This window comes from Stenotrophomonas sp. STEN225 (assembly GCF_056756445.1).
Genome location: NZ_JBRRBV010000001.1, coordinates 216,304 through 228,952, shown reverse-complemented (window position 1 = coordinate 228,952; position 12,649 = coordinate 216,304). Strand labels below are relative to the sequence as shown.

Annotated in this window: 11 protein-coding genes; 4 read left to right on the top strand and 7 right to left on the bottom strand. The window is 67.5% G+C overall.

Translation table 11 applies throughout. From position 1 onward, the window contains the following. Window positions 1-54 precede the first annotated feature (54 nt). The 3 genes from ACVOJ1_RS01095 to ACVOJ1_RS01085 are packed head-to-tail and all read right to left on the bottom strand — an operon-like array spanning window position 55 to window position 3,928. Window positions 55-2,181 (bottom strand): putative bifunctional diguanylate cyclase/phosphodiesterase, encoded by a 2,127-nt coding sequence (locus ACVOJ1_RS01095; RefSeq protein ID WP_053520089.1) that lies wholly within the window; start codon window positions 2,179-2,181, stop codon window positions 55-57. After that, complete coding sequence (locus ACVOJ1_RS01090) at window positions 2,178-3,110, bottom strand: phosphate/phosphite/phosphonate ABC transporter substrate-binding protein (protein ID WP_053520090.1); 933 nt, start codon at window positions 3,108-3,110, stop codon at window positions 2,178-2,180. The genes ACVOJ1_RS01095 and ACVOJ1_RS01090 overlap by 4 nt, the downstream gene beginning before the upstream one ends. 47 nt (window positions 3,111-3,157) lie before the next feature. Further along, window positions 3,158-3,928, bottom strand: coding sequence for an RNA methyltransferase (locus ACVOJ1_RS01085; RefSeq protein WP_053520091.1), 771 nt, complete (start codon window positions 3,926-3,928; stop codon window positions 3,158-3,160). A 120-nt stretch (window positions 3,929-4,048) separates the two neighbouring features. Here ACVOJ1_RS01085 and ACVOJ1_RS01080 point away from each other — a divergent pair, with 120 nt between their 5' ends. After that, a complete protein-coding gene (locus tag ACVOJ1_RS01080; protein WP_346479899.1) occupies window positions 4,049-4,876 on the top strand; it encodes an inositol monophosphatase family protein in 828 nt (275 codons plus the stop codon). A 470-nt stretch (window positions 4,877-5,346) separates the two neighbouring features. On the opposite strand, the gene htpX is transcribed toward ACVOJ1_RS01080, so the two are convergent. Then, on the bottom strand, window positions 5,347-6,213 hold the full coding sequence (htpX, locus tag ACVOJ1_RS01075) for a protease HtpX (RefSeq protein WP_053520093.1): 867 nt from the start codon (window positions 6,211-6,213) through the stop codon (window positions 5,347-5,349). A 93-nt stretch (window positions 6,214-6,306) separates the two neighbouring features. On the opposite strand from htpX, the gene gluQRS reads away from it, so the two are divergent. From gluQRS to phaR, 3 genes are all read left to right on the top strand, one after another. Further along, window positions 6,307-7,227 (top strand): tRNA glutamyl-Q(34) synthetase GluQRS, encoded by a 921-nt coding sequence (gene gluQRS, locus ACVOJ1_RS01070; protein ID WP_065181923.1) that lies wholly within the window; start codon window positions 6,307-6,309, stop codon window positions 7,225-7,227. Between the two features lie 17 nt (window positions 7,228-7,244). Then, on the top strand, window positions 7,245-7,985 hold the full coding sequence (gene phbB, locus ACVOJ1_RS01065) for an acetoacetyl-CoA reductase (protein ID WP_180875542.1): 741 nt from the start codon (window positions 7,245-7,247) through the stop codon (window positions 7,983-7,985). A gap of 183 nt (window positions 7,986-8,168) precedes the next feature. Beyond that, window positions 8,169-8,702, top strand: a complete 534-nt coding sequence (gene phaR / locus ACVOJ1_RS01060) for a polyhydroxyalkanoate synthesis repressor PhaR (protein WP_065175511.1) — start codon at window positions 8,169-8,171, stop codon at window positions 8,700-8,702. Window positions 8,703-8,779: 77 nt separating this feature from the next. Here phaR and ACVOJ1_RS01055 read toward each other — a convergent pair whose 3' ends face one another. The 3 genes from ACVOJ1_RS01055 to mutL are packed head-to-tail and all read right to left on the bottom strand — an operon-like array spanning window position 8,780 to window position 12,565. After that, window positions 8,780-9,727 (bottom strand): TraB/GumN family protein, encoded by a 948-nt coding sequence (locus tag ACVOJ1_RS01055; RefSeq protein ID WP_193396134.1) that lies wholly within the window; start codon window positions 9,725-9,727, stop codon window positions 8,780-8,782. 1 nt (window position 9,728) lies between these two features. Further along, on the bottom strand, window positions 9,729-10,658 hold the full coding sequence (locus ACVOJ1_RS01050; protein ID WP_193396133.1) for a DUF1684 domain-containing protein: 930 nt from the start codon (window positions 10,656-10,658) through the stop codon (window positions 9,729-9,731). Window positions 10,659-10,669: 11 nt separating this feature from the next. Beyond that, a complete protein-coding gene (mutL, locus tag ACVOJ1_RS01045) occupies window positions 10,670-12,565 on the bottom strand; it encodes a DNA mismatch repair endonuclease MutL (protein ID WP_193396132.1) in 1,896 nt (631 codons plus the stop codon). Between the last annotated feature and the right edge of the window lie 84 nt (window positions 12,566-12,649).

The following is a 12,649-nucleotide window of genomic DNA, read 5'->3' as shown; positions in this document are numbered from 1 at the left end:
CGCCCGGGTCAGAGCCGTTTCCTGCGGAGAGGGAGCTGCCCCCTGGACCAGGATTCAGACGCCGGACTCGATCATCCGCACCACTTCGGTCGCGGTGACCGGGTGGCTCAGCCAGTAGCCCTGGCCAAGATCGCAGCCGCGCTGGGCCAGCAGCTCGAATTGCGCCTGCTGCTCGATGCCCTCGGCAACCACCGTGATGCCCAGCGCGTGGGCCATGGCGATGATCGCCGTGGTCAGCGCCAGGTCGTCCGGATCACGCTGCATGTCGGCAATGAAACTCTTGTCGATCTTCACGCCGTCCACGGGCACCTGGCGCAGGTGGCTCAAGCCCGAGAAGCCGGTGCCGAAGTCGTCCAGCCACACCTTGACGCCGGTGCGATGCAGCTTGTCCAGCAACTGCGCGGCCACCATCTCATCACCGATCACGGCGGTCTCGGTCAGTTCCAGATGCAGGCGCGAAGCCGGCAGCCCCGACTCATGCAGGCACTGTGCGACCAGTGACGGCAGCTCGCCGCCACGCAGCTGCCGGGGCGACACGTTCACCGACACGAACAGATCATCGCCGCCCGCACTGCGCGGCCACTGCGACGCTTCCATGCAGGCCGCGCGCAGCACCTTCGGCCCGATCACCTCGATCAGCCCGCTCTGCTCGGCCACTTCGATGAACACCGACGGCGGGATCGTGCCCAGAGTGGGGTGCTGCCAGCGCAGCAGCACCTCGACGCCGACCATCCGCCGGTCGCGGGTGCGGAAGATCGGCTGGTAGGCCAGGCGCAGCTCGCCGCGCTCCCAGGCGCCGCGCAGTTCCTGTTCCATGTGCACGCGGCGCTCGACAGCATGGTCCATCGCCCGGCTGTAATACCGGTAGCAATTCTTGCCGGCCATCTTCGCCTGGTACATGGCGATGTCGCCGTTCTTCAGCAGTGTGGTCGCGTCTGCGGCATCGTCCGGGAACAGAGTCACGCCGATGGAGGTGCCCAGGAACAGCTCCCTGCCCTGCACCACCAGCGGCTTGCCCAGTTCGCGCACCAGCACCTCGGCCAGCAGCCGCGCATTGGCAGCGACATCGCCGTCGCCGACCAGGATCACGAACTCGTCGCCGCCAAAACGGGCCAGCAGCGCCTCATCGCCCCCGGCCTCGGCGACGGCGCGGCCGATCCGCTGGGCAAACTGCAGCAGTGCTTCGTCGCCCGCTTCATGCCCGAGGGTATCGTTGACCCGCTTGAAATCGTCGATGTCCGCAAACAACAGGCCCAACCGCTGCTTGGACGCACGCGCGGCCATCAGCCGGTGGTCCAGAGCTTCGCGGAACGCCAAGCGGTTGGTCAGGCCGGTCAGTGCGTCGGTGTAGGCCATGTGCCGTACCTCGCGGTCGTGGCGGGCGATGGCATCACGCATGCGGGCGAATCCCCGCACCAGCTCGCCGACCTCGTCGTCGCGGGTATTCTCCAGCAGCGGCGCCTGGTAGTCGCCGGCTTCGATGCGACGGGCCGCCACCGCCAGGTCGCGGATCGGCGCGACCAGGGTGCGCTGCACGTAGAAGATCACCGCCACGCCGATCACCACCAGCAGGCCGAGCATCAGCAGCAGCCAGCCCAGATGACGGCTGCCGACCTGCTGCAGGCGCTCGCCCAGCGTTGCGTTGGCGGCCTGCTCGCGCTGCTGCACTTCGTCCAGCGCCATGCCGACGCGGACGCCGCCGATGCGCTGGTTGCCGACCATGATCGGCATCGTGTTGTCGAGCACCTTTGGCGACTGCTGCACCACCAGCGTCCGCGCGGCGATCGCGCCCGGCGCAAGGGGATCTCCCATGGGCTGACCGAAGGCGGCGACCTCCACCGAACCGTCGTGCACCAGCCGGCCACGTTCGTCGAACACCAGCACATAGCGCACCACGGGCTGCCGCGACGTGCTGCGCACCAGTGCGCCGACCTGGTCCAGATCGTGGTAGTACAGCGGGTTGGCCAGCGCATCGGAAAGCTCACGGGCGATCGCTTCGCCGCGGCTGCGCACGCTGCGGTCGAACAGTTCATGGATGACGCCGCCGCTGAGGTTGCGCACCTCGCTCTGCATCGCCGCCTGCCGCCCCAGCAGCACCGCCAGGATCGCCACCACCACAAGCATCGCCCCGCCCATCGCGAGCAGGAACCGCGCCTGCATTCCCGAGCCGAGCCACTTCATTCCACTTCCATCCGCACGCGCGTCAATCCTTGTTTCAATTCATCCAGCCGCTGCTGCGCATGCGCGTCGACGCGGTGGAAACCGGAAGTACCAAAAAAACGGTGAAGCGCCGCCTGTGCCTGTGGATCACTGGCCGCCTGCAGCAGGACCTCCTGCAGGCGGTCACGGACGCGTGCATCCAGGTCGGCGCGCACCACCTCCACGGCGCGAGGATAGGGCTCCGTGCGCAACAGTTCGCGGAAGTCGCGCCGGAACGCCCGCGGCATGCGCCGTTCATCGTTCCAGTCCACGCTGCTCACCGCACCCCCATCGGCCACGCCCTTGTGCACGTAGGTGGCGATGTTCAGCTCGCTGCGGGCGAACACATAGCCGACGCTGTCCGTGCCCGGAGCGTCCCACGTACCCGCGAGGATCTGTGGGGACAACCCGTGGCCCAGCAACGTCATCACCGGCACCAGGTAGGCGCTGGTGGATGCGGTGTTCTGCAGCGCAAGGCGGTGGCCCCGCAGGTCCTCCAGCCGCTGGAACGGGCTGTCGCGGCGCACGAAGAATACGGTCTGGTACTCACGCACGCCATTGCGCTCGGTCAGCAGCAACGGCCGCGCACCGCTGCGCTGACCCAGCGCCACTGCGGTTCCGGCGGTTTCCGTGACCCAGTCGACCTGCCCCCGCCGCAGATAGCTGGCCATCTGCTGCGGATCACGCGCCATCAGTATCCTCCCCTCCTGGATGCCGACGTCGTGCATGCGTGCCACCACGTAGTCCAGCAGCGGCTGCAGCTGCTGGTAATGGGCCTTGGGATCGTCGCTGATCCGGCCCAGCACCAGCACCGGATCCGGCGCAGCGCGCACCGTTCCGGCCAGCAGGACCATGGCCAGGCTCAGCAGCGCCCCCTGCATTGCCGTTCGCAGACCCGACACCGGTTTCATCCCCCCCTGGGTATCCGGACAGACTACCCGAAAAAATGAGAACGTCGTCAGCCGTTGTGACTGCCCGGCTTGGCCAGACGCGCCATGCGCTGGGCATCGGCCAGGATGCCGCGCAGCAACCGCACTTCCTGCTCGCTCGGCTCGCTGCGCAGGAACAGGCGGCGCAGCTTGCGCATCGCCGACTCCGGCGCACGGCCCTTGTGGAAATCGATCTCGTCCAGGGTGTCGCCAAGCTGGGCGAAGAAGCTCTCCATCTGTTCGTGGCTGGCCACCTGCTCACGAAAGCCCGGTTCGGCGCCAACGGCAGGCTGGGCGCCGAGCAGCTGCATGCGCACCTCGTAGGCCAACACCTGCACGGCGGCGGCGAGGTTGAGCGAACTGAACGCCGGATCGGACGGAATGTGCACCGCCGCGTGGCACAGCTGCAGCTCCTCGTTGGTCAGGCCGGTCCGTTCCCGGCCAAACACCAGCGCCACCTCGGCACCCTCACCGGCCTTGGCGACCGCACGGGCCGCTGCGTCGGCGGGCAGGTACTCCTCCAGCTGGACCCGGCGTGCGCGGGCCGTACACCCCAATACCAGACGGCAGTCGGCGACGGCCTCGGCCAGGGTGGCCACCACGGGCGCATCGCCGAGCACGTCCTCGGCGCCGGCCGAGCGGCGGAATGCCTCCTCGTCCAGCGGTTTTTCCGGGGCCACCAGTACCAGGCGGGCCAGGCCCATGGTCTTCAGGGCGCGGGCGGCGGCGCCCATGTTGCCGGGATGCTGGGTTCCGACCAGGACGAATCGGAGGCGGGTGGCGGCGGGGAACTGGGACATGAACAGGGAAAAGGTCGAGCTGGACGATGACCAATGGTAAACTGTGCGGCCGGCCACTGCGCCGGACCCGCTCTTTTCCCCCGCCAGTCCTACCCTTCTGCCTTTCCGGGAGCCCACGCCATGCAGAAACCCGCCGTCACCGTCATGGTCAAGGCCGCCCGCCTCGCCGGCAACGTCCTGTTGCGCAACATCAACAAGCTCGAGGCACTGAACGTGGTGCAGAAGGGGCGGATGGACTACGCCAGCGAAGTCGATGCGGACGCGGAAAAGGTCATCGTCAAGGAGCTCAAGCGCGCGTATCCCGAGTACGGCGTGTTTGGCGAGGAAGGCGGCGTGCAGGGCGAACATCGCCACATGTGGGTCATCGATCCGCTGGACGGCACCAGCAACTACCTGCGCGGCGTGCCCCACTACTGTGTATCGATCGCCCTGGTCGAGAACGGCGAGCCGACCGACGCGGTCATCTTCGATCCGCTGCGCAACGAGCTGTTCACCGCCAGCCGTGGCGCGGGCGCCGTGCTGAACGACCGTCGCATCCGCGTGGCGGATCGCAAGGACCTGGGCGGCACCATGATCCAGACCGGCTTCGCTCCGCGCGAGCGCGCCCGTGCCGGCGCCCAGTTGAAGGCGGTCGATGCTCTGCTGGTGCAGGCCGAGGACATCCGCCGTACCGGTTCCGCTGCGCTGGACCTGGCCTATGTCGCCTGCGGTCGCGCCGACGCCTACTTCGAGGCCGGGGTCAAGGCCTGGGACATCGCGGCCGGCGTGCTGCTGGTGCGTGAGGCCGGTGGCAAGGTGTGCGATTTCAAGGGAGCACCGCTTGCACGCATGGACAACCGCGGTCCGGAAACCCAGCAGGTGGTGGCGGGCAACCTGAAGGTGTCCGAGTCGCTGCAGAAGGTGCTGGTCAACACGGGCTATGCGGCCGAGTTCGACGCGAAGTTCTGAGCTTCCCTGTAAAGCGGTTCATGGAGACGGCACCTGTGAAGGTGCCGTTTTCGTATCCGCAGTGATCGTGCTTGTCACTTTCTTAGCTCGTGCAAAGAAAGAAACACGCCGCCAGGACGCGAGCCGACGTGCTGTGCACGCCGGTTCCCTGCGCTCCTCGGTCCGTCGAGGGACGGTGCGGGAACTCGCTGCGCTCAGACACCCGCACCTCTTCGCCCTCGCCGGACCTGCGGTGCTCGGCTCGCTCAAGGCGGACCCAAGGTCAAGAACCACAGCTGCACGACGATGACGGGTAGCGCCGGGCCATGCCCGGCGAGCGAAGCGGCCGCTTCGCCTTCGACCTTGAAAGTGACACCCCTCCGCAGTCGCGGAAACGATCCTGCAGGCACGCGTCGATGCTGCCGACGCGCAAACAGAAACGCCCGGCACGGGGCCGGGCGTTCCTGTAGCAGTGCGTTGCAACCGGAGGCTTACACCACCGTCGAGGCCCGCAGCGCGGCGATGCGCTCTTCCAGCGGCGGATGGCTCATGAACAGCTTCTTCGCGGTCGAACCGGCGATGCCGAAGGCGGCGATCTGAGTCGGCAGCGTGCTCTGGCCGTGGTTGAGCTGCAGGCGCTCCAGCGCGGCGATCATCTTCTGACGACCTGCCAGCGAGGCACCACCGGCATCGGCGCGGAACTCACGATGGCGCGAGAACCACATCGAGATCATGGTCGCGAACAGGCCGAACACCATCTCCAGCACGAACACGATGATGTAGTAGGCGAACCCGCGGCCGCCGCCTTCGCGGTTGCCCGACAGCGCGCTGTCGATGACGCCGCCGACCACGCGCGCCAGCACGATCACGAAGGTGTTCAGCACACCCTGCAGCAGCGCCATGGTGATCATGTCTCCATTCGCCACGTGGGCGATCTCGTGGCCCAGTACGGCTTCGGCCTCATCTTCGCTCATGTTCTGCAGCAGACCGGTGGACACCGCCACCAGCGCGTTGTTGCGGTTGGCGCCGGTGGCGAATGCGTTGATCTCCGGGCCATCGTAGACCGCCACTTCGGGCATGCCGATGCCGGCCGCCTTGGCCTGGCGCTCGACGGTGGCCAGCAGCCAGCGCTCGGTCTGGTTGCGTGGCTCGGTGATCACCACCGCGCCGGTGGAGCGCTTGGCCATCCACTTGGACAACAGCAGCGAGATGAAGGAACCGCCGAAGCCGAAAATCGCAGCCATCACCAGCAGGCCGCTCATCTGGTTCGGATTGACCCCCAGCAGCGACATCACGATGCCGGCCAGGATCAGCACTGCAAAGTTGGTGGCTAGAAAGAGTGCGATGCGGGTAAACATGGGAAATTCCGGCTCGGAAGGGGTCGATATCCGTCAATTTGCGGTGCGGTCAGCTTGAATTCAAGCACCAACCTGACCGACGATTCAGCCAGCATGACCTCCCCCCTTTCCTGCGGCCGCTTCGCGCCCTCGCCTACCGGCCTGCTGCACCCCGGCTCCCTGCTGGCTGCATTCGGCAGCTGGCTGCTCGCACGCCATCACCATGGCCTGTGGCGGCTGCGCATCGAGGACATCGATCCCCCACGCACCGTGCCCGGGGCTGCGCACGCGCAGTTGCAGGCACTGGCGGCATTCGGCCTGGCCCACGATGGTCCGGTGCTGTGGCAGAGCGAACGTGGCGATGCTTACCAGCAGGCTCTGGACAGGCTGCTGGCCAGCGGGCTGGCCTTCATCTGCCACTGCAGCCGCAGCGAACTGGCAGCCCGGGGGGGCATCCACCATCGCTGCGTCGCGCGGCAGCCCCGACCGGACCCTGCCGTCCGCTTCCGCGTACCGGCCGGCAGCGTGGTGCAGTTCGACGACGGCCTGCGCGGCCGTCAGGTGCAGGACGTCCACGCCGAGGTGGGTGATTTCGTGCTGCGCCGCGCCGACGGGTGCTGGGCCTACCAGCTGGCGGTGGTGGTCGACGATGCCGCGCAGGGCGTCACCGACGTGGTGCGCGGCGCCGACCTGCTCGACTCCACCGCGCGGCAGATCCTGCTGCAGCAGGCACTCGGACTGGCAGTGCCGCGATACTGGCACCTGCCCCTGCTGCTGGACGCGCCCGGGCACAAGCTGTCCAAGTCGCTGGCCGCGCTGCCGGTCGACAGCGCCCGCCCGGTGCCGGTGCTGCGTCAGTTGTGGGGCCTGCTCGGCCAGTCGCCCGCCGCACTCGAGGGTCACGACGATCTGCACGACCTGCTCGCGGCGGCCCGGCAGGCATTCGATCCGGCCCGCCTGCCACGCACGGACATCCTGTTGCCGACGGGCGCACTTTCCGCGCCGATGTTGCAGAATCCCCCTTCCCCCACCTGAAACCCGGACTGCATTCCATGACATCTCGCGTCGCACTGGTCACCGGCGGAACCGGCGGCATCGGTACCGCCATCTGCCAACGCCTGGCCGACCAGGGCCACCGGGTCGCCACCAACTATCGCGATGAAACCAAGGCCCGCGCCTGGCAGCAGGCGATGACCGAACGCGGCTACAGCGTGTCCATCTTCGCCGGCGACGTGTCCGATCCGGACAGTGCCGAAGCGATGGTGCGCGCCGTCGAAAACGAACTGGGCCCGGTCGAGATCCTGGTCAACAACGCCGGCATCACCCGCGATACGACCTTTCACCGGATGCGTGCGGACCAGTGGCATGACGTGATCAACACCAACCTCAATTCGGTGTTCAACGTCACCCGCCCGGTCATCGAAGGCATGCGTCGCCGCGGCTGGGGCCGGGTCATCCAGATCAGCTCGATCAACGGTCTGAAGGGCCAGTATGGCCAGGCCAACTACGCCGCCGCCAAGGCCGGCATGCACGGCTTCACCATCTCACTGGCGCGCGAGAACGCGGGCTTCGGCATCACCGTCAACACCATTTCGCCGGGCTATGTCGCCACGGACATGGTCATGGCCGTGCCGGAGGAAGTGCGGGCCAAGATCATCGCCGACATTCCGACCGGGCGCCTGGGCAAGCCGGAGGAGATCGCCTACGGCGTGTCCTTCCTGGTGGCCGAGGAGGCCTCGTGGATCACCGGCAGCAACCTGGACATCAACGGCGGCCACCACATGGGCTGGTGATCCGCGCGGGCGCGGCCGGTCGTGTGCCGGACCGCACCTGCCTGCGGTCATGCTGCGCAGCACGCAAACCCTTGTTGCGCAACATGATCCGCCGTGAAAGCCAAGCCTGGCGGGGGCTGGGGCGGTTGCAACGGCTGCTGCACTGCGCCATGCTGCGCGTCTACTGTGACGAGTGACCGCTTCATGGCTGCGACCCGCATCATCAAGAAGTATCCGAACCGCCGTCTCTACGACACCGAGATTTCCAGCTATATCACCATCGAGGACGTCCGCCAGCTGATACTGGACGGTGAAGACTTCGAGGTCCGCGACGCCAAGAGCGGTGACGACCTTACCCGTTCGGTCCTGCTGCAGATCATCGCCGACCAGGAGCAGGACGGCGAGCCGATGCTCTCCACCCAGTTGCTGAGCCAGCTGATCCGCTTCTACGGCGACTCCCTGCAGGGATTCATGGGCAACTACCTGGAACGCAGCATGCAGGTGTTCCTGGACCAGCAGCAGCAGTTCCGCCAGCAGATGGGCAACCTGCTGGGCCAGACGCCGTGGGCGATGATGAACCAGCTGACCGAACGCAACCTGGAGCTGTGGCAGGAATTTCAGCGCAGCATGGGCACCGGCTTCGGCGGCCCCCGCCCCGGCGGAACCGGCCCGGGAACCGGAACCGGCAGCAAGCCGAACGAACCGGGCACCGGCACCGGCGGCAAGACCCGCCGCTGAGCCACGGCAGGGACTGACATGAAAACGGCGCGCCACTGGCGCGCCGTTTTCGTCTGCGGGTCATCCGCAGGCAGACGTCAGCGCTTCGCCTTGCACGCCGTGCAGACGCGCTCGACCTTGTAGCCCTTCGCCCTGAGCTTCTCGACCACGCCATCGCTGCCGAGCAGATGCAGCGTGCCAACCACCACCAGCGTGCCACCCTGCCCCGCCTGCAGATAGGGCACCAGCTTCGGCACCCAGGCATCATTGCGGCCGGTATTGATGCGCTGATACAGCTGCGGATACTGCTGGCGCATCTCGGCAGCCATTTTCGTCCACAGCAGGCGCTCGTCACCGCGGCGCCATGCGTCGTGCAGCATGCGCGCCTGTTCATCACCCTTGTCGGCCTGATCGAGGGCTTCGGACAGCATCTGCCGCTGCTCCTGCACCGACATCCCATCAAGCATGCCGATCTGCGTATCGATGTCCTCCAGACCACCGGTGCTGCGCCCGGTCGCCTGTGCGCGCTCCATGAAGTGACGGTCCAGACCGAGGGCCGGGTCCAGGCCCATCTTCTGCATCTGCCCCACTGAAATGCTCAGACCGACAAACCAGGGTTTCATGCCCTGCATCTGCGCCAGCGGCAGCTTGTTCGCGGTGGCGAAGGCCTGCAGCTTCTGCCAGGTCGCTGCATCGAGATCACGCTTCAGTTCGCTGCCGTCGGTGCGCACGGCGGCCTGCACCATGCGGCTGGCCAGCTGCGGCGACTGCATGTCTTCCGGTGAGAGTTCGAACAACACGCGCTGCGAGGCCCCGAAGGCCTGCTCCACGTCGGCCGACAGCGGATAGTCCTGCGGCTTCAACAGATGGAACGAGCCCAGCAGATACAGCCGTGAATCGCCGGGGCCGGTGACCTTCCACAGCAGCGGTACCGGCGGCTTGACCGACGCACCTTCAGCGGCCGGCGCATTGCGGGCCTGCGCCAGTGGCGCCACCGCGCAGGCCAGCAGCAACAGGGCGGCGTGTAACAGGTGTCTGATCAGCATGTCAGCCTTCTCCTTCAGGCAGGTGGTAGGCCTTTTCGCCCGCGTCCACGCGAAGGTCCAGCCGGTTCTCCGGCGGTGCCAACGGACAGGTCGCGTAGGGCGTGAACGCGCAGGGCGGGTTGTAGGCGTGGTTGAAATCGATGAGCACGCGGCCATCGGCGCCGGGGGCGCCGGTATCCAGATAGCGGCCAGCGGGATAGCTGCCGCGGCCGCTGGTGCGGTCCGCGAAAATCAGGAACAGGGGCTCGCCGGGGGCACCGATCGCCTCCAGCCGCCAGGTCCGGCCATCACGCTCGAACTCGACGGCACCGGCATTGGGCATGTCGGTGGTCAGTCCGGTGATGTCGACGATCGGCAAGGTCTTGCCCGGTGCGTGCGCAACGAAGCGCGCCTGCACCTGCCAGTCGGGACCTCCCGGCCAGTACTGCAGGCCGGCGAAATCCCGGCGTGCAGGCGCGTCGGCATGCTTGACCCTCAGCGCATCGCGCGGACCACGCCGGATCAGGCTGAGCTGGCCCTTGCCACCGTCGAAGGCAAGCAGGGTAGGCTGCGGATCCTTGTCGGTATCCATGCGGATGCGCCCCTTCACCGGCTGGCCATTGTGAGTGAGCTCCGCCCCGGCTTCCGGCGTGAACCACCATTGCCGGCCCTCGCGCCGCAGCAGGCCGAGCTTGTCCGGCCCCACTGCCAGGCGGATGCCATTGGTGGCACCGCTGCCAACGAAGTGCGAGCTGTTCTGCAGCCAGTGCAGACCGACCAGCGCCGTCCAGCCATCAGGCCGTGTCAGGTCCTGATAACGCGCCACGCGCCATTGCTGCTGCGCGGCGGCGTATGCCGGATCTTCCACCACCGCCGGCGCCGGCGGCGGCGCCGGGCTGCAGGCTGCCAGCAACAAGACAGCCAGCAGGCCGCCCATTCCCCGATACGCCATCGATGCTCCCCTCAACGTCCGCGCAGGAACCAGCGGTCGATCTCCGCCAGCGAAAAACGGGCCCAGGTCGGCCGGCCGTGGTTGCACTGGCCGGATCGCTCGGTGATCTCCATGTCGCGCAGCAGGGCGTTCATTTCCGGCACCGTCAGCCGGCGATTGGCTCGCACAGCGCCATGGCAGGCCATGGTCGACAGCAGTTCATCGCGCGCGCTCGCTACGCGGCGGCTCTGGCCGTGCTCACGCAGGTCGGTCAGCACATCGCGCAGCAACCCCTCCGGCTCGGCGTGGGCCAGCAGCGCGGGAATGCTGCGCACATGCAGCGAGCCCGGGCCGGCCCGCGTCACCTCGAAACCAAGCGAGGCCAGCGTCGCGGCCTCGCTCTCTGCGGTATCCGCTTCGCGTTCGCCCACCGCCAGCGTGATCGGCACGAGCAACGGCTGCGACTGCAGGCCGATACCATCGTGCGCGTTCTTCAGCCGCTCGTAGCCGATGCGTTCGTGCGCCGCGTGCATGTCGACCACGATCAGGCCTTCGGCATTCTCGGCCAGGATGTAGATGCCATGCAGCTGCGCGATCGCATACCCCAGGGGCGGCACGCCCGCGTCTGCACGGGTGTCCGGCAGGCCGTTTCCGCTCGGCATCGCAGGCTGCGCGGTGCCGCCTTCGCCTGCAGCAGGCGTGGCATAGAGCGCAGCGTAGGCTGCCGGCGCATCGGCAACCTGCAGGCCCAGCGGCTGCTGCGGGCGCCATCCCTGATATCCGCCACCGCCGCCCGCCCCCGGAGCAGGACCACGGACCAGACCGAATCCGGACGCGCCCACGGTCGATGCCGCCGCTGCTGCCCCGGCGTCCGCTGCCTGCCCGGCACCTGCACCGATCTCCTGCGCCGACACGCCGGCTCGGGTATCGGCCAGCGCGTCCTTCAGCGTGCGGTAGACGAAATCATGGACCAGCCGCGCATCACGGAAACGCACTTCGTGCTTGGCCGGATGCACGTTGACGTCAACGCGCGTGGGGTCGAGTTCCAGGAACAGCACGTAGGCCGGCTGCCGGCCATGGAACAGCACATCGCCGTAGGCCATCTTCACCGCATGGGCAACGCTGCGGTCGCGCACCGAACGGCCGTTGACGTACAGGTACTGCTGGTCGGTACTGGCCCGCGAATAATGCGGCTGCGCGATCCAGCCGTGCAGGCGCAGGCCCGCGCCGCTGTGGTCCACGCGCACCGCCTGCAGCGCGAAATCATCGCCCAGTGTCTCGGACAGGCGCGCGTCCGAATACAGGTCACCCGGCTTGTAGCGGCGTGATGCCTTGCCATTGTGCGAGACCCGCAGCTCGACGTCCGGCCGCGCCAGCGCCAGCGAGCGCAGCCATTCTTCGATGTGCCCCAGTTCGGTGCGCTCGGCGCGCAGGAACTTGCGTCGCGCGGGCACGTTGTAGAACAGCTCGCGCACTTCCACCGTGGTACCCGGTGCGTGCGCGCGCGGCGTGACCTCGCCGATCTTGCCGCCATCGATCTGCAGCGCGGAACCGTGCTCGTCATCTGCGCGGCGCGACGCCAGGGTGAAACGACTGACCGACGCGATCGATGGCAGCGCTTCGCCGCGGAACCCGAGCGTGGCCACCGACTCCAGATCGTCCAGGTTGGCGATCTTGCTGGTGGCATGCCGCGAGACGGCCAATGGCAGCTGCTCCGCTGCGATGCCACTGCCGTTGTCGCGGATGCGGATCAGGCGCACGCCACCTTCTTCCAGGTCGATGTCGACACGGCTGGCGCCGGCATCGATCGCATTCTCGACCAGTTCCTTGACCACTGACGCGGGGCGCTCGACCACCTCGCCGGCGGCGATCTGGTTGATCAGGATGTCCGGCAAGGGCCGGATCGGGCGCGGGCCGGGCGCGCTCATGGGGCAAGGTAGGCAGCAGACTTCATGCGCCGATGATAGCGGAGGTACCGCGTGGAGAGTCGAGCCGGATCACCTGTGCGATGC

What these genes read in the sequence shown, in the direction of transcription:
- ACVOJ1_RS01095 (WP_053520089.1), bottom strand. Translation starts at nt 2,181, where the DNA reads ATGAAGTGGCTCGGCTCGGGAATGCAGGCGCGGTTCCTGCTCGCGATG.
- ACVOJ1_RS01090 (WP_053520090.1), bottom strand. Translation starts at nt 3,110, where the DNA reads ATGAAACCGGTGTCGGGTCTGCGAACGGCAATGCAGGGGGCGCTGCTG.
- ACVOJ1_RS01085 (WP_053520091.1), bottom strand. Translation starts at nt 3,928, where the DNA reads ATGTCCCAGTTCCCCGCCGCCACCCGCCTCCGATTCGTCCTGGTCGGA.
- ACVOJ1_RS01080 (WP_346479899.1), top strand. Translation starts at nt 4,049, where the DNA reads ATGCAGAAACCCGCCGTCACCGTCATGGTCAAGGCCGCCCGCCTCGCC.
- htpX (WP_053520093.1), bottom strand. Translation starts at nt 6,213, where the DNA reads ATGTTTACCCGCATCGCACTCTTTCTAGCCACCAACTTTGCAGTGCTG.
- gluQRS (WP_065181923.1), top strand. Translation starts at nt 6,307, where the DNA reads ATGACCTCCCCCCTTTCCTGCGGCCGCTTCGCGCCCTCGCCTACCGGC.
- phbB (WP_180875542.1), top strand. Translation starts at nt 7,245, where the DNA reads ATGACATCTCGCGTCGCACTGGTCACCGGCGGAACCGGCGGCATCGGT.
- phaR (WP_065175511.1), top strand. Translation starts at nt 8,169, where the DNA reads ATGGCTGCGACCCGCATCATCAAGAAGTATCCGAACCGCCGTCTCTAC.
- ACVOJ1_RS01055 (WP_193396134.1), bottom strand. Translation starts at nt 9,727, where the DNA reads ATGCTGATCAGACACCTGTTACACGCCGCCCTGTTGCTGCTGGCCTGC.
- ACVOJ1_RS01050 (WP_193396133.1), bottom strand. Translation starts at nt 10,658, where the DNA reads ATGGCGTATCGGGGAATGGGCGGCCTGCTGGCTGTCTTGTTGCTGGCA.
- mutL (WP_193396132.1), bottom strand. Translation starts at nt 12,565, where the DNA reads ATGAGCGCGCCCGGCCCGCGCCCGATCCGGCCCTTGCCGGACATCCTG.